The organism is Longimicrobium sp. (assembly GCF_036399935.1).
In the GTDB taxonomy this organism is placed as follows: domain Bacteria; phylum Gemmatimonadota; class Gemmatimonadetes; order Longimicrobiales; family Longimicrobiaceae; genus Longimicrobium.
Genome location: NZ_DASWMD010000044.1, coordinates 74987 through 95419, shown reverse-complemented (window position 1 = coordinate 95419; position 20433 = coordinate 74987). Strand labels below are relative to the sequence as shown.

Genomic DNA, 20433 nt, shown 5'->3' with positions numbered 1-20433 from the left:
GCGATCCCGTCGCGGGGGCGCTTCTGCGCAGGGGGCGAAGCTTACGCGAACTGCTTCTGGCGCGGCGCCGGTGTCCCCGCCAGCATTCCGCGCGCGCTGATGTCCTCGTCGACATCAGGCCAATGAGCTACGTCGCCGTTGCCGATGATCTGGACGTTCGCCCGCTGCTCAGGCGTTGCTTCCGAGAGACGCCACGACCATGCGAGCGGTACGCTGATCGTACGCCCGTCCACCAACTGGGCGGTAATTTCGGCGTCAGTAACCCGCACCTCCCGTATCCGCGCCTCGCCGGTCGCCACAGTGCTCATGCCACGCCTCCTTGATGCGCTCGAGGTGCTCTTCAATAGTCGCGCGGGCGCGGGTTAGTTCCCTCGCCGGAAAGCCATGATTCGCCGCGAGCGACAGCGGGTCTATCCAAAATTTGCAAGTGCTGTTCTCTCGTCGAACGTGCACATGCATGGGCTCGTTGCAGTCGAAGCTGACGAAGAACAGCCGGTATGGACCTCCGATTCCTTGGATCGACGGCATGTCCCCACCTTCCGACGGTATGCGATCACTGTGCCTAGCATGGTAAGTGCACAAAGTGAACTAGACAAGTGAGCGGCGTGCACATCCGTCGCAGCGCGGACCGGAGTCTGAAAGATGAAGCGGCAGCGGCTGGATTCGTCGAGCCTGGCCAGCGCGGGATACGATCCCGGGCGGCAGGTGCTGGAGGTGGAGTTCCTGAATGGCGGCGTGTACGAATACGGAGACGTGCCCGAGGAGACGTACCACGCGTTGCTGGTCGCGGACAGCAAGGGGCGCTACCTGAACGCCGAGATCAAGCCCCATCACCCCTGGCGGCGCCTGCAGGCTGCGCCGCGGCGCTGAGCGACAAAGCTTTCCCCGGAGCGCCCGCCCGGTTATCTTGTTGCGTCATCCGCACATCCCTGTACCCGTCGCAGGTGCCGGCCCTCCGCCGGCAGAGTATGACCGCATTCCGACCTTCCACGCCCCGCGGCATCAAGCCGCCCGGACTCGCCACCGCGGTACTCGCGGCGGCGGTGCTCGCCGTTACCTCCGCCGTAGCCCTGGCTGGGCCGGGTGCGGAGGCGGACGAGGCCGCGGTCCGTCTGCCGGCGGCGCGCGCCATTCCCGTCAGCATCGACACGCTGCTGATCGGCGGGTTTGCGCGCGGCAGCTTTCGGGACGCGCTGCGGGTGATCGCCAGCGACCTGACGGACGCCGAGCGCGAGATGGTGGGCCGCCACCTGGACAAGATCTTCGTCCCCGTGCTGCGCGAGCGAGAGCTGGAGACGGGCGGGCGGCTGAAGGTGGCGTACGAGCGGGTGAAGCGGCCGGACGGAAGCACGCGGTCCATCCAGGTGCTGGCGGCGCAGGCCGCGGTGGGCGGCGGGCTGCACACCGTTTTCCTGTACGAAACGGCCAAGACGCCGGGCTACTACGACGACGGCGGCCAGTCCCTGGACGCCACGCCCTGGTCGGGGCCGCTGGACGTGCTGCGGGTGACGTCGCCGTTCCGGATGAACCGCATGCACCCCATCCTGAACCGCATTCTGCCGCACACGGGCATCGACTACGCCGCCCGCTACGGAACGCCGGTGCGCGCCACCGCGGACGGAAGCGTGTCGTTCGCGGCGATGCGCGGTGGATACGGCAACCTGGTGGAGGTTCAGCACCCCAACGGCTACGCGACGCGCTACGCCCACCTTTCCGCCGTCGCCGTGCGCCCGTGGCAGCCGGTGCGGCAGGGCGACGTGGTTGGCTACGTGGGCGCGAGCGGCCTGGCGACGGGGCCGCACCTTCACTACGAGGTGCGTCGCAAGGGCCAGCCGGTGGACCCCGAGATCGCCACGCAGTTCCAGGGCGCCACCGAGCAGGTAGGGTACGATGCCCAATGGCGGACGGAGCGGCGCGTGCTTGCCCGGCTGCTGGCGCGCACGCCGACGGTGGTGCGGCGGTAGCCGCGGGTAACTGCAGTGCCTTTCAGGCCCCGCGCTGGTTGCACGAGCGTTTAGACGTGCGCCCGGCGCGGCTCACCCGTAGACCCCTCCTGTAGAGAAATGATGCGTAAGCTTCTGATCCTGGTGGCGCTCGCCGGCCTTACCGGGTGCACTCCGCCCCTGTACATGAAGTCCAACATCCTGCAAAGCCCTGGATACGCGGACAAATCGCTTGGCGAAGGGGTTTGGGAAGTCAGTTTCAGGACTCTGGCGGGAATCAACCGTGATCACCTGCGCGAGGTCGGTGCTTACTATCGTTCCGCGGAACTTGCGCGCGACGCAGGGTTCCCGTTCTTCCAGGTGGTGCGCTACGAGGGGTGGACGAAGACCCGGAGGCATGCCGGCACGCCCCCCGAGATGGGCGTACCCACCGAATACCTCATCAAGCTCACCGTACGCGGCGTGCATACGCGGGACGCGGAACTGAAGTGTGAAAGCGAATCTCCCGCGCATTGTAAAACCTACACGACCGCGGAAGTGCTGCGCACGCTCGGGCCCAGCCTGCAGCAGCCCACCGGCGAGCAAGGCGCGTCAACTTCCCCCTGATCGTGGGGAGGCCGCGAGAGACAGAAAAAGCCCGGGCGCCTGCTGATGCGGCGCCCGGGCTTTTTCCGTGCTCTACGTCGTGACGGTGGTGACCGTTGGTACCGTAGTGACCGTCCTTACTCTCCGCTGCCCCGCCGGATGATCACGTTCTCGCGCCGGCTCGGGCGCAGCTCGCGGCGGAAGGTGCGCACTCCGCTGCCCTCCCACTGCAGGTTGAGCGTGCGGCGGCGGCCCTGGCGCACCACTTCCACCTCGGTGGTGCCGTTCTCGGAGCGCATCAGGGCGCGGCGGACGTCCTCGGGATCGTTCACGCTCTGCCCGCCCGCGCGGACGATCACGTCGCCCGCCTCAAGCCCGGCGCGGGCCGCGGGGGTGTCGGAGCCCACGTCGATCACCAGTGCGCCCTCGCGGACGTTGCCGAAGTAGCGGCTCAGCCCCTCGTTCATCTCGGCCAGCTCGGCGCCGGCGGCCGAGCGGCGGCCCAGCTCCATCAGGAACGGCTGCGCGCCGGGCCCATCGAACGGCATGCCTCCGTGCACGCGCACCTCTTCGCGCAGGGGCATCATGTCTTCGCCCATCGGCGCGCCGATGATCTCGATGTTCGGCATGCGGCGCATCATCACCGGCAGGCTGTCGCCCAGGATGGTGATCAGCGAATCCACGTGAAACCGCAGCACCGTGGTGTCGATGTCCAGCAGCCGCGCGTGCAGGCTGTCGATGCGCAGCGCCATGGCCTCGAGCGGCAGGTGCTCGCTCAGCGAGTCCAGCTGGTGGAGCATGGCGCCGAACGGCACGTCGCTGGTGTCGCCGTTGATGATGACCCTCATGCGCTCGCGGGTGGGGCCGGCCATCCGCATCTGGCCCGGCCGCGGCGCGGCCACGATCACCACGTCCTGCTCGCCGCCCGCCTCGCGGCGAACGCGCAGCCGCACGGTGTCGCCGGCCTGCAGGCGCCGCGGCAGGACGTCGAAGGTCCGGCCGGTGGCGGCCTGGCCGTTCAGGCGCACCACCACGTCGCCCTGGCGCACGCCGGCGCGCGCGGCGGGAGAGCCCGGCCGCACCTCCATGATGCGCACGGCGTCGTCTCCGTCTTTCACGTCGAAGACCACGCCGATCATCCCCGGACGGTGTCCGTGGGCGGTCGTGTCTTCCTGCGCCCGCGCGGTGGCGGGAAGAGCAAGCGCCGCGGCCAGCAGCGGCAGGATCAGGTTGTGGAACTTCATCGTTCGTATCTCCGTCGGGTCTTGCTTCGCGAAAGCCTCAGAACCAGGCGGTCTGGGCGTCTTGTTCCAGCTCACGGCGCAGGCGGGTGCGCTCGGCCGTGGCCGCGAGGTGGTATCCGTTGATCACGGGGTCGCCGGGGGCATGCTCCAGCGCCTCGGCCGTCAGCGTCACCAGCCGGTCGAGCGCGGCGAGGCGCGTTTCCGGCGGGTTGCCGCTGTTGGGGTCTGCGATGGCCGCGTAGCGCTGCAGGGCACCCACGTACGCCGCCTGGGCCTGCAGCAGCTGGCGGGCTGCGTCTTCCGCCTGCCGCGGAGTCACCCGCACCGGGGCGGGACGCGGCGCCGAGGGACGGGGGCGCATGGACGGCGTATCCACCGCCGCCGGCGCGGTGCTCGCCAGGCGCACGGACGACCGCGGCGCCTCTTCCGGCGTGGTGCCGCCCATGAGGCCCGCGAACGACGACTCTGCCGGCGTCCCCGTCAGCGTTTCCGCCGCGGCGGGCGTGGGAGCCGGCATCGTGGCGACGGTCGCCATCTGCCGCGACGTGCGTGCGTTCCACAGCGCGGCGCCCGCCGTGCCGCCCAGCAGGAACAGGGCGAGCGACGCGGCGGCGCGCAGTCCGTGTGTGCGAATCCAGCGGGGGCGCAGCGGCGTCACCGTGGCGCCGCGGATCAGCCCCTCGGCACGCAGGCGAGCCTCCAGGTCGTCCCACGCGGCGGGCGCCGGACCGTCTCCGGCCAGCGAGGCCAGGGCCTGGGTCTGGTCGCGCATCTCCGACAGCTCGCGCCGGCACACCAGGCATTCGCGCAGGTGCGCGGCCTCGGCGGGCTCGGGTGCCTCGTCCACCAGGCGGGCGAGGTCTTCGGGGTTCAGGTGCCACATGCGGCCATCTCCTCCTCCGCGGGTTCATCGGCCGGCAGCGGGCTGAGCAGCTTGCGCATCCGCGCGCGGGCCTTGAACAACTGGCTCTTGCAGGTTCCGGGGTTCACACCCAGCATTTCGCCGATCTCCTCGTGCGTGTAGCCTTCCACGTCGTGAAGAACGAGCACCTTTCGCATTCCTTCGGGCAGGCGCTCCATGGCACGCTCCAGCTTGTGCCGCAGCAGCGCGTTCTCGGCGGAGGGGCGCACGGAAAAATCGTCGTCCACCATCGCCGTCTCTCGCCCCGCCTTGCGCAGCCGGCTGCGGCGCCCGTGAAGGGCGCTGTTGACGGCGATGCGGTGAAGCCACGTGGTGAAGCGCGACTCGCCGCGAAAGGTGGGAAGCGCGCGGATGGCGCGCACCCAGGCTTCCTGGGCCCAGTCTTCGGCGAGGGCTTCGTCGTGGCCCGCCAGGCGCTTGACGACGGCGTACACCCGCTGCGCGTGCCGCTGATACAGCTCGCGGATCGCGGCCCCGTCGCCGTGCTTGGCCTGGTGGATCAGGTGGATGTCGGTTTCTTCCATGGTCCGCTCGAGGGGTCCGGACATGATTGATGCCGGGGCATCGCGGAAGGTTGCCTCGCGCCCGGCAGGCGGTGGAGGCAGGGGGGAGGATGGGAGGGAAGTCCAATCTAACGGATCCGGCGGATGGCGTGGGCTCCCGCCCCGATACCCTTCCGCCGCCGCGCGCATTATCCTTCCGCAGCCGCCACGGCGCCACCCCCGCGCGGCGCCGCTCATCATCCGCTCACAATCACCTACTCGCGCCCTAACGTTCGCACTGACGCACTAACGCACTAACGCACTAACGCACTTTCTTGTCGACCCCACGCATCCTCCTCGCCGACTGCGACTCGTACTTCGTCCGCTGCGCCATGCTGGCGGACCCGGAGGGCGCCGGGCGTTCGCATCTGGTGCTCGTGGGCGGAAGTGCCACGGGGCGCGGGGTGGTGACGTCGGCCTCGTACGCGGCGCGCAAGTTCGGCGTGCACGCGGGGATGCCCATGGCCACGGCCATCCGGCTCTGCCCGCGAGGCGTGGTGGTCCCCGTCCCCGGCGAGATGGTGAACCGCAAGCACAAGGAAGTGCGCGCGGTGCTCGACGAGTTTTCGCCCGTGGTCGAGGCGGCCAGCGTGGACGAGTTCTACCTTGACCTCACCGGCACCGAGCTGCTGTACCACGGCGAGCCGCTGGAGGAAACCTGCCGCCGCATGCAGCAGGCGGTGATGGACCGCACGGGGATCAGCATCTCGATCGGCGGGGCGACGGGGCGCACGCTGGCCAAGATGGCGGCCTCGGTGAACAAGCCGTTCGGCGTGCACATCGTTCCGCCGGGGGGCGAGGCCGCGTTCATGAGCCGCTTCGCCCTCTCCGACATCCCCGGCGTGGGCCCCGCGCTGGCAGAGGCGCTGCGGCGGCGAGGCGCCACGCAGGTCAGCGACATCGCCCCGCTGGACCTGGCGACGCTGACCTCGTGGGTGGGCGATTCGCGTGCGCAGTGGCTGTACCACCTGGCGCGGGGGGAGGACTTTGGGGGCGTGGCGCCGCGGCGTCCGCAGAAGTCCATCTCGCACGAGCGCACCTTTCCCATCGACATCTCCGACCCCGAGGAGCTGGAGACGCGGCTGATGATGCTGGCGGTGGAGACGGGCGCCTCGCTGCGGGCGGACGGGCTGCGGGCGCGCACCGTGACCGTTCGCCTGCGCTACGCGGACTTCACCGACCGCTCCGCCAGCCGCACCGCGCCCGACGCCATCGAATCGGACCGGGCGATCTTCACCATCGCGCGCGAGCTGCTGCGCGAGCTGCTAGCCAAGCGGGCGGGCGCGGCGCGGCTGCTGGGCGTGGGCGTCTCGAAGCTGATGGGCGACGAGGAACGGGAGCCCGCGCTCTTCGCCGACACCCCGGGCGGTCCTGAGACGGCGCGCGACCGCAAGCTGGCGGAGGCAACGGACCGGGTGACCGGGAAGTACGGAAAGGGCGCGCTGGTGCCCGCGCGCATCGCCCACCGCGACCCGAAGGATCGCCACCGAGGCCGCGGCGGTTCGGTGGAGGAGTAGGCGCGGGCAGCGTATCCGCTGCCAGGCCAGCGGCAGCGCGAGCTGTCATCCTGAGCCCCAGGCGCACCGCACCATCCCGTACGACAAACCACGCGGGGCGAAGGATCCAGCCGCGGCCACGTACTAGCCGGGGCGAGGCAGCGGTCACGGAAGCGTGGGCCTCGGCTGCCGTGGGGCCCTCACCCGTCCTCGCTTAGGCTCGTCCACCCTCTCCCACAAACAGCGTGGGAGAGGGGGTACACTTCGGGACTGGGTGCGTTGGGATTGGCCCGGTGCACGGGCCTGCGCCCCCCATCCCCAGCCCTTCCCCCGCAAACTGCGCGAGGGAAGGGAGCCAGCCCGGTGCGCTTCGGATCGTGTAGAGCGCGTGCAGGTGAAGCCCCGAGCGCGACGCGACAGCGGCGTGAGTCGGGGCTTTCCGCTTTCCCAGCCGCGGGTTCACCCGCTCCTGGCATGCCGCGGCCTCGGCTCCGGCGCGATCACGAGCATCGAGCAATGCCGCCGGCGCTGCTGGGGCGACTGAAGTCGCGGCAACAACGGCCCAAAGTCCGCCTTCGCGGACTGCACGTGCAGCCGAGTGCACCAGGCCAGCCGGAGCGCGATTCAGGTCTCCCCCTCCCCTGCGCAGCGGGGGACGGGGGCCGGGGGGAGGGGGCTTCCAGAGGCATGCACCGGCACTCTGTCGCCCCCCCCGACCAAAGTTCTCCGCGTTATCGTGCGACGTCCTCAGCCCACGACGAGCATGATGCCGCGCAGCCGCTTGGGATGCCCGTTCATCGGCGGCACCACGCGCACCACGTCGCGAAGCCGGATCACGCGTCCATCCGGGCCGCGCCGTTGGCCCCAGGTGCGAGAAATCCGTCGCTGTCAGGGGTGCCAGGTGATCCCCAGCTGCAATCGCGAGTGGCTGAATCCCAGCCCTTCGTCGTACTCGTACTTCTCCCCCTCCACCTCGCACCCGGTGAAGCTGCCGGCGGTAAAGAGCAGGCCGGCGTCGAGGGCCACCCTCGGCGTGGTGAAGTACTGCAGCCCACCACCGATGGTGATGCCGCTGGCGGATCTGACGAGCCCGGTGTCGTCCGGGCGGGGGCTTTCCGCCACGCCGGTGATGCCGCTGGTCAGGTACGGCCGCAGTGGCGAGTGCTCGTCCAGAAAGCTGGCACGCAGGGCAATGTCGATGGGCCCGTCGTCGGCGGTCAGCGGGCCCGGGTACTTCACCCGGCCGCGGTCGACGCTCAGCAGCAGGGCAAGGCGATCGGAGAAGCCGTAGCCGACCGCCGCGCCCAGCGCGCCGCCCCGCCGCACCTCGGCATCTTCGGCGGCGCCCCCGGTGGCGGCGCCCGCCACGTGGGCGTTCACCATCCAGCCACGGTTATGGGACACCTGGGCGTGGGCCGTGGACGACACGAGCACCGCGGCGGCGGCGAGAAGCATGTTGCGCATGAGCAGCGTGGGAACAGGGTTGGTGGATCGTACGAACCCAGCCGGGACGCCCCTCGTGGGGTCCGGCCGGCTCGCGTGCCGCCAAAGACTACGGGTGCCAGGTCACGCCCAGCTGCAGGCGGGCCGTGGTGAACTTGCGGTCTTCCTCGAGTTCGGTGGGCCCGTCGCCCTCGTGGATCTGAGTGAACTTGCCGAAGCTGCCCTGCAGCGCCCCGTCCAGCGCGAAGCGGGGCGAGACGAAGTATTGCAGGCCACCACCCAGAGTGAGGCCGGCGCCGCTGAGAACGACGTCCTCTCCACCGGGCTCACCGCTCGCGCCTTCGGCTACGCCCGAGAACGCCGCGTTCACGTACGGGCGGAGTGCCGACGTCGTGGTGCCGAAGTTCAGGCGGCCGCCGATGTCGAAGTGCGCGAGCACGAGGTCGGACTCGTCCGGCTCGTCGGAGGGAATTCTCGAACACCTGCGCGTCCAGGTCACCGGCGGCGAGAGCGGTACCGGCGAAAAGGGCGAAGGCGATCAGTGTGCGCTTCATGGTGTGTTTCCGGTGTGGTGATCAGCGGATGGGGGTGGATGGTCCCGCCCTCCGGAATGGCACCCCCTATGCCGCTCGGGAGATCGTTTATAGGGAACGACTTACGAAAAACATGCCGCGCGGGCGTGCCCGATTGCGGACACACGCCGATGCAGGAGGGGGACAATCGTGTCGGGTTGAGTCGGTGCTGGGAAAGTCTACGAGCGTTCCGCGCGGGTGTTTACGCCGGTTGTCTCCAGAATTCGAGCAGGTGCTCAAGTATCGCTCGTAATTCCCCTGCTGCGCCGGTGGTATCCTCGAAGGCGAAGCCGTGCGCCACAAGGGTGCGCTGCTCCAGCCGCCGGATCAGCGTTTCGAACACGTCAGCGGGAAGTTCGCCTTGCGTGTACAGCTGCTTGATGAGGGCTGACGTGGGCAGGCGGTGGATGGGAAGGGCGGAATCGAACGCGTGCCGCCGAAGCGCCGCTTCGAGCACCGCCCACGCCAGCAGCAGGCGGGCGGGACCGTCGCCCACGTGGTCGATCTCGCCCAGGCGATGATGGATCTCGGCCCAGCCGGGGAGCGTCAGGTCGACGCCGGGCAAAAGCTCGCCCGGCACATCGTCGTCCGTCACCAGGAGAAGCTGCCACGGAGGGGAGGTCCGGACGCGGTCGGCCGCCTCGACCAGCCGGTCGATGGAGCCGCGCATCACGGAGTTCCTGACCTCGATGATCAGCTTTTCGTCCCCGCGGGTCGCGATCAGGTCGGGCTCATATCCGTCGAGATCGAACGGAAGCTCGTCCGCGGACGGATGCACGATGACGTTGTAGCCCTGCTGCTGGTATCGCAGCGCCACGCGGTGCTCCAGGCCGCTGTCCGGGGCTGCAGGAGAGATCATCCCAGGTACTCCTCCAGGCTTCGCGCCCGTGAAAGGCGGAGGTAGACGCCTTCGGTCCCCGTCGCGAGGTGAGCCAGCAGCGGTTGCGGCAACCGCGCGGCTTCGAAGGTGGCACTTACCGGACGCAAGTGGCTTTCCACGTCAGTGACGAGTGTGTCGTCACTGAAGATCACGCCCGAGAGCGCGTCCTGGATGGGCTTGATGATGTTGTCCGCGTCCGCCCTCGGGCCGTCGTACAGGTACACGAGGGTAAGCTGCAGCGCGCCCGCAGTGATGGAAGGCTTGCCTCGCCACACATCGACGGCCTGCTGCCGCACGAACTCTTTCCAGGTCTGCAGGGTCTTTCGCCTCTTGGCCTGCGCCGAGACCGGGCGGCGAGGTACGAGAAACTCGGCCAGCACCACGATTCATCCCCACCGCGACACGTTTTCGGAACCCGTCGACTGGTTCGACTGTCCAGGTCGGCCCAGTATAAAGTACATCCCGGGCCGGGACAAGAGAACGGTGTGAACGGGCGTCCCCCTCCGCCTACGTGTCCTGCATGGGCATGGGGCGCGGGTGGGTCATGCCCTCGGGGGTCATGATCTCGGCCAGGCGCGCCTCGGGGAGCCAGCCTTTCTCGCGCACCAGCTCGAACACGCCGCGCCCCGTGGCCATGGCCTCCAGCGCCAGCTCGCTGGAGCGCTCGTATCCGATGTAGGGCACCAGCGCCGTCACCAAACCAATGGAGTTCTCCACCATGGCGCGCAGGCGGTCGACGTTGGCGGTGATGCCCAGGACGCATCGTCCGCGCAGCACCACGGCGCCACGCACCAGCATGTCGATGGACTGGAACAGGTTGAAGCCGATCACCGGCTCGAACACGTTCAGCTGCAGCTGCCCCGCCTCGGCCGCCATGGTGATGGTCAGGTCGTTCCCCACCACCTGGAAGCACACCATGTTCACCACCTCTGGGATCACCGGGTTCACCTTCCCCGGCATGATTGACGACCCCGGCTGCATGGGCGGCAGGTTGATCTCGCCCAGCCCCGCCCGCGGCCCCGACGAGAGCAGGCGCAGGTCGTTGCAGATCTTGCTGAGCTTCACGGCCACCCGCTTGAGGATGCCGGACAGCTGCACGAAGGCGCCCGTGTCGGAGGTGGCCTCGATGAGGTCGGGCGCGGTGATCAGCTCCAGCCCGGTGACCTCGCACAGCCGCTGGCACACCACGCCGGCGTAGCGGGGATCGGTGTTGATGCCCGTGCCGATGGCCGTGGCGCCCATGTTGGTTTCGCGGATCAGCGCGGCGGCTTCGCGCAGCCGGTCCATGTCTTCGCCGATGGTGACGCCGAAGGCGTTGAACTCCTGCCCCAGGGTCATGGGCACGGCGTCCTGCAGCTGCGTGCGCCCCATCTTCAGCACGTGGCCGAACTCGGTGCCCTTCTGGTGGAAGGCGTCCTTCAGCTCGCCCAGGGCGCGCACCAGGTCTTCGATGGCCCAGTTGGCGGCGATCTTCAGCGCGGTGGGATAGACGTCGTTGGTGGACTGGCTGAGGTTCACGTGGTTGTTGGGGTGCACCGCGTCGTAGTCGCCCTTGCGCCGGCCGAGGATTTCCTGCGCGCGGTTGGCGATCACCTCGTTGGCGTTCATGTTGGTGGAGGTGCCGGCGCCGCCCTGCACCACGTCGACCACGAACTGCTCGTGGAGCTTGCCGTCGCGGATCTCGCGGCTGGCGGCGATGATGGCGTCGGCCACCTCGTCGGTCAGCAGCCCCAGGTCGCGGTTGGCCATGGCCGCCGCTTCCTTGATGGCGGCCAGCGCGTTGATCAGGTACGGGTACTGGCCGATGGTGATGCCGGTAATCGGAAAGTTCTCCGTCGCCCGCAGCGTCTGCACGCCGTAGTACAGGTCTACCGACAGCTGCCGCTCGCCCAGCAGGTCGTGCTCGGTTCTCGTTTCGCCCGACAGGTAGCCCGAACCGCGGCGATTGACAAGGTGGTTGGCGTAGCGCAGGCGCGACGAGATCACCCGCGCGGCCACCATCACCAGCTTGCCGCCCAGCCGGGGGTTCCGCTCCACCAGCTCCATTAGGGCCGTGCGGGGGATCTCCACGATCTCCACGTCCTCACTGACCAGCCCGCTGGTGGAGTGGGGATAGTCGTCCAGCAGGCTCCCCTCGCCGTACGACTCGCCAGCGCCAAGGACGTGAAGCACGCGCGGCGCGCCCTGGAACCCCTTGCCGATCTGCACCCGGCCGCGCACGACGATGCCGAAGGCGCGGCGCGGCTGGCTTTCGCGGAACAGGTATCCGCCCGCCGGGCACTGCTTCACCTGGGCCAGCTCGGCCAGCGCGCGCACCTCGGCGTCGTCCAGGTCGCGGAACTCGGAGTGGGCCCGCAGCACGCCGAACACGGTATCGTCCATCGTCGTCAGCACCAGCCGGCCGGGGCCGGAAAGGGGTCGCGCACAAGGCCGCCGCACCCGGCGCGGCGGGAAACCGGCAACGTAGCCGGAGGGCGCTTCCGGATCAAGCTCCGGCGGGGATCGAGGAACGACGCAACCCGTTGCATGGAACGGACATTGCACCCGTACGGCGCCTCAGGTCGGCGGCTCGTGAGGGCCGGAATTCCCGATAACGCAGGAGGCGACGATGGCGAACTGGGACCGCAACGACGAGTACGGAAACCGTGGCATGGGCGGGCACCGTGACGGCGGCTTCTTCGACCGGGCGGGGAATGCCCTGCGGCGCGCCTTCCAGGGCCAGGACGTGCACCAGGCCGGGATGAGCGACCACATGCGCCAGGACTACGAGAACCGCTCGACGATGGACACGGGCGGCGGCTACGGCGGCACCCACCGCGGCGGGGGCGGACGCAACCATACCAGCGGCGTCAACGCGTGGACGGACGGCGCCTGGACGGCCGACGCCGCCGACCGCCTGGACCGCGACGTGGACCTGGGCGGCAACCGGGGCAGCGACACCAGCCCCTTCCACGCCGGGTGGTACGGGCCGCAGGGCCATGGCGGCGGGCGCGACATGGGCCGCGGCTACGATTCCGGGTACCAGGGCGGCGGGATGAACCAGGGCGGCCTGGGGCGCGACCGCGGGTGGAACCTGGGCAGCGGCGACGCCGAATGGGGCCACAACTGGGGCTCGGGGCGGATGGGCCACGGCGGCGGAAACGGCTACATGGGCGGGGGGATGGACCGCGGCCGGGCGATGGGCGGCCACGACCAGGGCGGCGGCTGGATGGACCGCGCGCAGAACGCCGTCCGCCGCGGCTGGGACCAGGTGGAGAACGCGTTCGATCGCGACGACGCCCGGCCCGGCTATGGCGCGCGCGGCGGCTACGGCCGCGACTTCGGCGGCCGCGGCATGATGGGCGGCTCCGGCGGCGGAATGCGCCCGGGCGGCGACATGAACCGTGGGGCCGGCTGGAACACCGGCCGGGGCCGGGGCCAGTACGACAACGGCTACCAGGGCGCCACCGGGGCCGGCGGCATGGGCAACGAGCCGTACTACGGCAACATGAACGGCGACCAGTACGACCGGGGCTACCGCGGCTACGGCCGCGGACGCGACGGGTACTGATCGGCGGCAGGCTGCCGCACGGCACCCCGGCCCCGCCCCCGAGTTTCGGGGGCGGGGCCGGGTTTTTAGAGTGGGGGATGCTGGGCTGTGTAGCGTTGCGGCGTGGGGACGGTGCATGCCGCGGGGTGGCCCCTCCCCCGGCCCCTCCCCGCACAAACTACGTGCGGAGAGGGGGGAACTTCAATCGGGTGTCGAAGGGGATTGGCGCATGCCTTGCGAGCCCCCTCCCCCCGGCCTCTCCCTGCAAACTGCGCGGGAGAGAGGAGCACTTCTCACGAGGTTCGATGGTCTGCCGGCGCATGCCTTGGGAGCCCCCTCCCCCCGGCCCCCGTCCCCCGCTTCGCAGGGGAGGGGGAGACCTGAATCGCGCTTCGGCTGGCCCCGCGCTCACGAGACTGGTGTGTACACCCTCTCCCGCTTGCGGGCCGCTTGCGGGAGAGGGTGGCACGCGTGTCAGCGCGGCCGGGTGAGGGCCCCCGCGGACTTGCCGAAGCACACCCCGCGCACCCAACATCCCGCCGCGCGCCCTTTCCGCGCGCCCGAGCACCGCATCCGATCCGCCGATGACCACTGCCGTACCCGACGAACTGCGCTCCGAACTGCTGTCCCGCATCCGCATGGGGCCGGGCACCGCCATGGAGGACGGCGAGTTCGACCGGCTGGCGCGCGCGGTGTTCTCCCATCAGTACGCATGCAACCAGCCCTACCGCCTGTTCTGCGACCGGCGGGGCGCGTCCCCGGATTCCATCGCGCACTGGGGCGAGATCCCCGCGGTGCCCACGGATGCGTTCAAGGCCGCGGCGCTCGTCTGCGGCGACCCCGGTGCGGAGATGGCCGCCGTCTTCCGCACCAGCGGCACCACCGCCGGCCCGGAGCGGCGCGGAACGCACCACGTGCCCGACCTGGACCTGTACGACGCCGCGCTGCGAGCCGGCTTCGCCGCGCACCTGCTGCCGGACGGGGCACGCCCACGCGTGATCTCGCTCGTGCCGCCACCGTCCGCGCTCCCCGACTCGTCGCTTTCGCACATGGCGGGCGCGGTGATGGCGGATTTCGGCGGCGAGGGCAGCGGATGGTTCGTGTCCCCGGACGGCGGCATCGACCACCCGGGGCTCGGCGATTCACTGCGTGCAGCGGAAAGGGATGGCGGGCCGGTGTGCATCCTGGGGACGGCGTTCGCGTTCGTGCACTGGCTGGATGCGCTGCGCGAGGCCGGCGTGCGCCACCGCCTGCCGCCGGGGTCGCGGCTGATGGACACGGGGGGATTCAAGGGGCGCTCGCGAGAGGTGACGCGCGAGGAGCTGTACGAGGGATTCGAGGAACTGCTGGGGATTCCGTACGCCTGGTGCGTGAACGAGTACGGGATGACGGAGATGAGCTCGCAGTTCTACGACGGTGTCGCGGGGTCGGCGGTGCCGCCCTCAGAGCGGCTGCACGTGGGCCCGGCGTGGGTGCGGACGCAGGCGACCGATCCCGAGACCCTGAAGCCGCTTCCCCACGGCGAGACGGGCGTGCTGCGCCACGTGGACCTGGCCAACCTGGACTCCGTCGCCGCCATCCAGACGGCGGACCTGGGCATCACCTCGCCGGACGGCTTCCGCGTGCTGGGCCGCGCGCGGGGGGCGGAGGCGCGCGGCTGCTCCATCGCCATGGACGACCTGCTTTCCGCCATCGGCCGCTGACTCACCCGGCCGCCGCGTGCCCTCTCCGCCTGCGGATCAGCCGCGCCAGCAGGACGAACACGGCGAAGAAGCCGGCGGCCATGGCCGTCTGCGTCGCCAGCAGCATCAGCGACTCGGGCCGCACGACGTTCAGCACGCCGTCGAGCATGCTGTCTCCCTCCACCGGCACCTTGGGGAAGAGCTTGCCGATGGAGTACGGCCGCTGCCCGGAGAACGGCCATCCCAGCATCAGGTTGGTGGGGCCGCTTTCGTCCAGCAGGTCCACCACCAGGTGCGAGGCGTAGCCCACCCCGGCCACCGCGGCCCACCGCCCCCCGCCGGCGGCGTACCCGATCAGCGCCCACACCACCACCGCCGACAGGCTGTGGGTGAACGTGCCGTGGTACGAGCCGCCCTTGCCCAGCACGATCCCCAGCACGATGTCCACGTCCGGCAGCGCCGCCAGCGCCGCGCCGGCGGCCCACGCCTGCCAGCGGGGCAGGGGGTCGCGCATTCCGGAGCGGGCGACCTCCGCCAGGCCGGCGCCGATCAGCATGTGTGCGGGAGGAAACGGCATCGATCTCCAGGTACGGTGGCGCGGTGGACGCTTCGGGACGACGGACCGCGTCACCGCAGGGCAGGAGTCGTTCCGGCGCACCACCTTGCCAGGAGGCGGGTATCCGGGCGAGATTGGGCGCCTTCATCCACCGAGATGCACGGACCTTCCGCGAGAATGAGCAGGACCTCCAGCCGCCGGCCCGTTGGGCCCAACACGCCCAGCGTGACGCCCGTTTTTCCGTTGATCCTGCTGGAGACCATGCGCGACATGGACCGGCCCGAGGAGCTGCTGGAAGGCGAAGACCTGGCCGCCAGCATGCCCCGGCGCCTGGGCCTGAGCGACGTGGTGTACCTGCAGATCCACAAGTTCCGCGAAGAAACGCGGAAGAAGAGCCTGCAGAGCAGCGCCACCGTCGAAGACCTGATCCGGCTGGTGATCCGCCGGCCGGACTGCGACGAGATCTTCGAAGAGGCGGGGCGCCGCGTGGCGCGCCGCGCGTGGGAGGAAAAATCGGGGGCCTCGCGGCGCTGGGCGCGCCTGCTCCCCTCGGGAATGAAGATGCGCGCCGCCGCCCGCGCCGCGCGCCGGGTGATCGGGCAGCTGGCGGGCACGGCGCAGCTGCAGGTGCAGCCCCGGCCCTTCACCGTTCGCCTGCGCGGCGCCCTCACCAGCAACGCCGACCCCGGCGGCGCCGCCTGCGCCTTCTACACCGGCGTGGTCAGCGAGCTGATGTCGCAGTACGGCGCCCGGCCCCACAACGCCAAGCACGTGGCCTGCACCGCGCGCGGCGCCGACGCCTGCGAGTGGAACGTGTTCGTCGCCGGCTGACGGCTCACTCCTCCTCGGCCCCGCAGATCTCGTCCAGCTCTTCCACCCCCGCCGCGCGGAAGAGCTTCCGCCGGATGCGGCGGTCGAACAGGGCCCACTTCATGGCCTGCTGGTTCGGATCGTCCTCGTCGCCCTTCAGGAACCCCACGTCGATCTCGAACCCGCCCGCACGGCTGCGCCCGCCGCCGTACGGGCGGCCGCGCAGGTCCTCGCCCAGGGCGCGCTTCAGGAACTCGTCCACGTGCAGCGTGGGCCGGTGCGTCCGCAGGCTTCCCGACACCACCTCGCGCCCGTCCTCCTCCGCCAGCAGCCCGAAGACCACGGAGGTGTGTACGTTCTCCTCGGTCAGCAGGAAGTCGGCGGCCACGGGAATGGAGTCGCGCTCCGCCCACCGCACGTAGCCCACGCCCGCCACCGAAAAGCCGTTGCGCACCACGCGGTTGTGCAGCGCCTGCTCGATCACCGTGAGCGTGGCGTGCGACTTCTGCACGCACAGCACTTCTTCCAGCAGGTCCGGGTCGATGAAGGGCGCCAGGTGTGCCGCCGCGCGGTACTCGGGCGCCCGCGCGTGCACGAAGCCGTCGGTTTCGCTATGCAGGCCGTGCATCAGTGCGGTGGCCAGGCGGGTGTGGTGCTCGTTGTTCCGTTCCAGCGTCAGCAGCTCGCCGCTGGACAGGTACTCCACGAACATGGTGGCCGCGGCGCCCATCGGCCGCACGTCGGAAAAGATGGGGTCCAGCACGTCGTCGGGGTCGTGGTGGTCCACCACCGCCAGGGTGGGCACCCCCGCTTCCTTCAGCCGGTCCGTGAGGTGGGTGGTGGAGCCCTGGTTGTCGACGAACACGGCGGCGGCGTACTTCTCCAGGTCCATCTCCGGCTCGTACTGCTCGATGGGAACGCCCAGCAGGTTGACGAGCGCCCGGTTTTCCGGGTGGCTGATCTGGCCGTCGTACACCAGGTCGGCGGCGATGCCGAACCGGTGGGCGATTTCGCGGTAGGCCAGGCCGCACGAAATGGCGTCGGGGTCGGGAAAGTCCTGCAGCGCGACAATGTGCCGCTCGCCGCGCCGCGCCTGGAGCAGCTGCGCCAGCTCGGCGGCGCGGCCGGTGCTGGCCAGCTGCGACGGGGGCGTCACTTCCAGGGCGGCCACGGGACCGGCTTGCTCGGACACTGCGTTCTCCTGGTGGCGAGTCGGGTTTTCGGGCGGGTGCATCGGAAGCTGCGTGCCAGAGGGGACAGCAGTGGGGGAGTGCGTGAGTGCGTTAGTGCGTTAGTGCGTTAGTGCGTTAGTGCGTTAGTGCGTTAGTGCGTTAGTGCGTTAGTGCGTTAGTGCGTTAGTGCGACGGTGTCCGCCGCTTCAGCCGGGAGGCGCGTCGGCGAGCCCCCTCAGCCACCGCCAGTGCATCAGGAAGAGCCCGGCCGCAAAGAGCGATAGCAGGACGCTCGTCACCAGGCCGCGACCGGCGTCGTACCGGTTGCGGCCGATGCGCTCCGCCCGGAGCGCCTCATAGCGCTGGCGCAGCTCGGCCTCGGAGAGCGGCGCCTTGCGGGCGGCCTCTCGCTCCGACGGGTCCAGGTACGGCGAATTGTGATACGTGGCCTTGTACGCCTGGAACGAGGAGAGGGCCGGGCCCCAGGGTTCCCCTGACTGCAGCGGATTCGCAAGCGTAAAGGCGTTGTTCACGATGGACACGGTGGAGAACAGCAGCGTCACTACGGTGACGAGGCACACCGAGTAGCCGTACCACTGGGCGATGCGGTTGGGCCGGTCCACGGCGTCTCTCCTGGCAAGGGTGCTTGCGAAACCGATCCACAGGACGAGCGGAATTCCGAACAACAGCGCCGGGAACAGCCACAGGAACGGCGATGGTGATATGGCGAAGTCCATCAGCACTCTCCCGCGGGGGGTTGCGTCAGCCGGCCAGCGCCGCGCCGGCCGGCACCAGGTCGCAAAAGGCGAAGCGTTCGCCGCGCATCACCACCTCACCAACCTCGTACGGGATGGGCTCGCGGAAGCCGGGGCCCGCCGAGACGAACGTGTGGAACTCACCGTTCTCGCCGCACGGGTCCGTGCCGTCCGGCAGATCGGCGAGCAGCGATTCTTCGTACCGCCGTCCCGCGAACGCGGCGGGGAGCGCATCCGTGTCTACGCAGACCAGCCGGGCCTCGATCCCACGGCTGATCACTTCACGGGCGAGCACGTCCGTCGCCTCGCCCCACAGCGGAAAGAAGGCGCCGTAGCCGGATGTGGCGATGCGCTGCTCGCGGTACTGCCGCACATCCTCCAGGAAGATGTCGCCGAATGCCAGCCGCCGGACCTCCGGATGCCGCTCCCGCAGCCGATCCAGCGCGTTCGCCAGCGCCGCATCGTACGCCTCGTTGCTGCTCTCCGGCTGCAGCGTCACCTCGTGCACCGGAACGCCGATCGAGTCCGCCTGTGCATGCAGCAGCGCGCGCCGCACGCCGTGGATGCTCACACGGTCGTAGCCCGCGGTGACGGTCGTGAGCAGGCCCACGACCTCTACCCGCGGGTCATCGAGGAGACGCGCCAGGGCGAGCGCGCTGTCCTTGCCGCCGCTCCAGCTCAGGACGATGGGCTCGGCGGCGCTCACGAGGCGACCCGACGGATCCGTCATCGCGCCGGGCGCCAGGGATCTTCCGGGTTGAAGTACTCGTAGACCGCGCGGGAGACCGCCTGGATCAGGCGCGAGCCCTCGTTGCCGGGCTCGTAGCCGGTATCCACCTGGTTCTTGGTGATGACGGCCAGCACGTAGTCGCCCGTCGGTGCGTTCACCAGCAGCACCTCGGAGCGCGACCGGTCGACGAAGCCCTGCTTGGACGCGGCCTGGATGGTCGGCGGAATCTGCGAGAGCGCTTCCTGGTCCCAGTAGCTCCTGGTGAGCATGCGATACATCTCCTCCGACGCGCGCGGGCTGACGGCGCGGCCCTGGCGGATCATCACCAGCGCTTCGGCGATCTCGCGCGGCGTCGTCTGCCCCCACCCGTAGGCCGAGCGCGCCTGCTCGCGCCCCGGCGTCCGCGAGTTCACGCGGGTGTGGCGGAACCCGTGCGCGTCCAGCCACTCGTTCACCGCCGCGCCGCCTCCCACCAGTGCCTGGATCCACAGGCTCGCGTGGTTGTCGCTGATGGTCAGCATCAGGAACGCGAGCTCGCGCAGCGGGAGCGTGTCACCCGCCGCCATGTAGCCCACCACGTCCGTCGCTTCCGTGTAGCGGTAGGTGAGCGTGTCGGGATAGGGCACGCGCGCGTCCAGGCTCAGCCGGCCCTGCTGCACCTGGTCGTACAGCGCCAGCAGGATGGGTACCTTGATCATGCTGGCCGTGGGGAACACCGTGTCGGCGTCGATGGCCACGGTGGCGCCCGTGCGCAGGTGCCGCAGGTAGATGCCCACGTCGCCGCGGAAGCCGCGTACCAGGCTGTCCAGCCGGGCCGTGAGTGCCGCGTCCGTCCGCTCCGGTGGCCCGGCGTGCTGCGCCCGTGATGGCGCGGCGAGCGCCAGGGCGGCCATCAGTGTCACGGCGATGCGGATCATGGTCGGGCGGCGGAGGTCGGCGTTTGCACGGAGGGTGACGCGACAAGATGGCGCGCCCGGCCGCGTGCGGCTACAGCGGCAGGAACGCCTCGGGCGGCTGGAGCGGGTCGAAGCCGCGCGGGCGCGAGCGACGCAGCACGGAAACGCAGACGAATACCAGCAGCGCCGCCAGCAGCGTACCCGGCCACAGCCCCATGACGGCCGAGAGACCGCCCAGCAGCAGCATCAGCGGCAGGCCGACGATGGCCGACACGAAGTTCAGCAGCGAGCCCGCGCGGAACTGCACGCCGGGACGGTTCGCCAACTGGGCCAGCAGGGCGCGGACGAAGGGTGTGTACGTCTCGCGCCGGTCTTCGAACGCGGCGATTCCGCCCCAGTGCACGTGCCGCAGCGACACGCGGCCGGCATCGGTGTCGACCAGGCACTGGAAGTAGGCGCGCTGCTTGGAGCGGTCGAACTTCAGGTGCACGCCGCGCACCCCGTCAAGGTCGTGGGACTGAATGGGAACGCCGTTCTCCTCCACCACCAGGCGGTCCGGGTACAGGCTGTAGGTGCGCTCCGATTCGAGCACGGAGCGCCGGAACGAGTAGCGGGAGACGGCGCCGGTCGGAGGGGCGGCTGTGATGGGCATGGCAGCATCGAGGGCAGGGGTGGA

23 protein-coding genes are annotated in these 20433 nt (G+C 70.0%); 7 read left to right on the top strand and 16 right to left on the bottom strand.

Annotated features, from left to right (window positions below; all coding sequences use genetic code 11):
- Positions 1-41: 41 nt before the first annotated feature.
- Together VGB24_RS14125 and VGB24_RS25350 are read right to left on the bottom strand one after the other, a co-directional pair.
- A complete protein-coding gene (locus tag VGB24_RS14125; RefSeq protein WP_331073593.1) occupies positions 42-308 on the bottom strand; it encodes a DUF2442 domain-containing protein in 267 nt (88 codons plus the stop codon).
- On the bottom strand, positions 256-459 hold the full coding sequence (locus tag VGB24_RS25350) for a DUF4160 domain-containing protein (protein ID WP_349263922.1): 204 nt from the start codon (positions 457-459) through the stop codon (positions 256-258). Before VGB24_RS25350 ends, VGB24_RS14125 begins: the two co-directional genes overlap by 53 nt.
- A gap of 183 nt (positions 460-642) precedes the next feature.
- Here VGB24_RS25350 and VGB24_RS14120 point away from each other — a divergent pair, with 183 nt between their 5' ends.
- The 3 genes from VGB24_RS14120 (at position 643) to VGB24_RS14110 (ending at position 2549) form a co-directional block, all read left to right on the top strand.
- Positions 643-870, top strand: coding sequence for a KTSC domain-containing protein (locus VGB24_RS14120; RefSeq protein WP_331073592.1), 228 nt, complete (start codon positions 643-645; stop codon positions 868-870).
- A 98-nt stretch (positions 871-968) separates the two neighbouring features.
- Positions 969-1964 carry a M23 family metallopeptidase gene (locus VGB24_RS14115; protein ID WP_331073591.1) on the top strand — a complete coding sequence of 332 codons (996 nt, stop codon included), beginning with the start codon at positions 969-971 and terminating at the stop codon, positions 1962-1964.
- A gap of 99 nt (positions 1965-2063) precedes the next feature.
- A complete protein-coding gene (locus VGB24_RS14110; RefSeq protein WP_331073590.1) occupies positions 2064-2549 on the top strand; it encodes a CC0125/CC1285 family lipoprotein in 486 nt (161 codons plus the stop codon).
- Positions 2550-2665: 116 nt separating this feature from the next.
- Here the strand turns inward: VGB24_RS14110 and VGB24_RS14105 are convergent, their stop codons facing one another.
- From VGB24_RS14105 to VGB24_RS14095, 3 genes are read right to left on the bottom strand one after another with little or no spacing between them, the layout of a single operon-like run.
- A complete protein-coding gene (locus VGB24_RS14105) occupies positions 2666-3772 on the bottom strand; it encodes a PDZ domain-containing protein (protein ID WP_331073589.1) in 1107 nt (368 codons plus the stop codon).
- A gap of 37 nt (positions 3773-3809) precedes the next feature.
- Positions 3810-4655 (bottom strand): hypothetical protein, encoded by an 846-nt coding sequence (locus VGB24_RS14100; protein ID WP_331073588.1) that lies wholly within the window; start codon positions 4653-4655, stop codon positions 3810-3812.
- On the bottom strand, positions 4643-5242 hold the full coding sequence (locus tag VGB24_RS14095; RefSeq protein WP_331073587.1) for an RNA polymerase sigma factor: 600 nt from the start codon (positions 5240-5242) through the stop codon (positions 4643-4645). Before VGB24_RS14095 ends, VGB24_RS14100 begins: the two co-directional genes overlap by 13 nt.
- Positions 5243-5511: 269 nt before the next feature.
- Here VGB24_RS14095 and VGB24_RS14090 point away from each other — a divergent pair, with 269 nt between their 5' ends.
- Complete coding sequence (locus VGB24_RS14090) at positions 5512-6753, top strand: DNA polymerase IV (RefSeq protein ID WP_331073586.1); 1242 nt, start codon at positions 5512-5514, stop codon at positions 6751-6753.
- 867 nt (positions 6754-7620) lie between these two features.
- Here the strand turns inward: VGB24_RS14090 and VGB24_RS14085 are convergent.
- The 5 genes from VGB24_RS14085 to aspA all read right to left on the bottom strand — a co-directional run bounded on the left by VGB24_RS14085 (position 7621) and on the right by aspA (position 12009).
- Positions 7621-8196 carry an outer membrane beta-barrel protein gene (locus VGB24_RS14085; RefSeq protein ID WP_331073585.1) on the bottom strand — a complete coding sequence of 192 codons (576 nt, stop codon included), beginning with the start codon at positions 8194-8196 and terminating at the stop codon, positions 7621-7623.
- An 88-nt stretch (positions 8197-8284) separates the two neighbouring features.
- The gene (locus tag VGB24_RS14080; protein WP_331073584.1) at positions 8285-8674 is read right to left on the bottom strand and encodes a hypothetical protein; all 390 of its coding nucleotides are present in this window, start codon (positions 8672-8674) and stop codon (positions 8285-8287) included.
- A gap of 275 nt (positions 8675-8949) precedes the next feature.
- Entirely contained in the window at positions 8950-9606 is a 657-nt protein-coding gene (locus VGB24_RS14075) for a hypothetical protein (protein ID WP_331073583.1), read from the bottom strand.
- On the bottom strand, positions 9603-10010 hold the full coding sequence (locus VGB24_RS14070) for a RusA family crossover junction endodeoxyribonuclease (RefSeq protein ID WP_331073582.1): 408 nt from the start codon (positions 10008-10010) through the stop codon (positions 9603-9605). The genes VGB24_RS14075 and VGB24_RS14070 overlap by 4 nt, the downstream gene beginning before the upstream one ends.
- Positions 10011-10134: 124 nt before the next feature.
- A complete protein-coding gene (aspA, locus tag VGB24_RS14065) occupies positions 10135-12009 on the bottom strand; it encodes an aspartate ammonia-lyase (protein ID WP_331073581.1) in 1875 nt (624 codons plus the stop codon).
- Between the two features lie 226 nt (positions 12010-12235).
- Here aspA and VGB24_RS14060 point away from each other — a divergent pair, with 226 nt between their 5' ends.
- Both VGB24_RS14060 and VGB24_RS14055 read left to right on the top strand, forming a co-directional pair.
- Positions 12236-13177, top strand: coding sequence for a hypothetical protein (locus VGB24_RS14060; RefSeq protein WP_331073580.1), 942 nt, complete (start codon positions 12236-12238; stop codon positions 13175-13177).
- A gap of 563 nt (positions 13178-13740) precedes the next feature.
- Positions 13741-14859: a hypothetical protein gene (locus VGB24_RS14055; protein ID WP_331073579.1), complete on the top strand. Its 1119-nt coding sequence runs from the start codon at positions 13741-13743 to the stop codon at positions 14857-14859.
- A 1-nt stretch (position 14860) separates the two neighbouring features.
- Here VGB24_RS14055 and VGB24_RS14050 read toward each other — a convergent pair whose 3' ends face one another.
- Complete coding sequence (locus VGB24_RS14050; protein ID WP_331073578.1) at positions 14861-15415, bottom strand: metal-dependent hydrolase; 555 nt, start codon at positions 15413-15415, stop codon at positions 14861-14863.
- A gap of 156 nt (positions 15416-15571) precedes the next feature.
- On the opposite strand from VGB24_RS14050, the gene VGB24_RS14045 reads away from it, so the two are divergent.
- On the top strand, positions 15572-16225 hold the full coding sequence (locus VGB24_RS14045) for a 4-vinyl reductase (protein WP_331026146.1): 654 nt from the start codon (positions 15572-15574) through the stop codon (positions 16223-16225).
- Positions 16226-16229: 4 nt separating this feature from the next.
- Here VGB24_RS14045 and VGB24_RS14040 read toward each other — a convergent pair whose 3' ends face one another.
- From VGB24_RS14040 to VGB24_RS14020, 5 genes are all read right to left on the bottom strand, one after another.
- A complete protein-coding gene (locus VGB24_RS14040; protein ID WP_331073577.1) occupies positions 16230-17396 on the bottom strand; it encodes a bifunctional oligoribonuclease/PAP phosphatase NrnA in 1167 nt (388 codons plus the stop codon).
- 186 nt (positions 17397-17582) lie between these two features.
- Positions 17583-17999, bottom strand: coding sequence for a hypothetical protein (locus VGB24_RS14035; RefSeq protein ID WP_331073576.1), 417 nt, complete (start codon positions 17997-17999; stop codon positions 17583-17585).
- 139 nt (positions 18000-18138) lie between these two features.
- A complete protein-coding gene (locus VGB24_RS14030; RefSeq protein WP_331073575.1) occupies positions 18139-18861 on the bottom strand; it encodes a hypothetical protein in 723 nt (240 codons plus the stop codon).
- On the bottom strand, positions 18858-19778 hold the full coding sequence (locus VGB24_RS14025) for a serine hydrolase (protein WP_331073574.1): 921 nt from the start codon (positions 19776-19778) through the stop codon (positions 18858-18860). Before VGB24_RS14025 ends, VGB24_RS14030 begins: the two co-directional genes overlap by 4 nt.
- A gap of 70 nt (positions 19779-19848) precedes the next feature.
- A complete protein-coding gene (locus tag VGB24_RS14020; RefSeq protein ID WP_331073573.1) occupies positions 19849-20409 on the bottom strand; it encodes a hypothetical protein in 561 nt (186 codons plus the stop codon).
- Between the last annotated feature and the right edge of the window lie 24 nt (positions 20410-20433).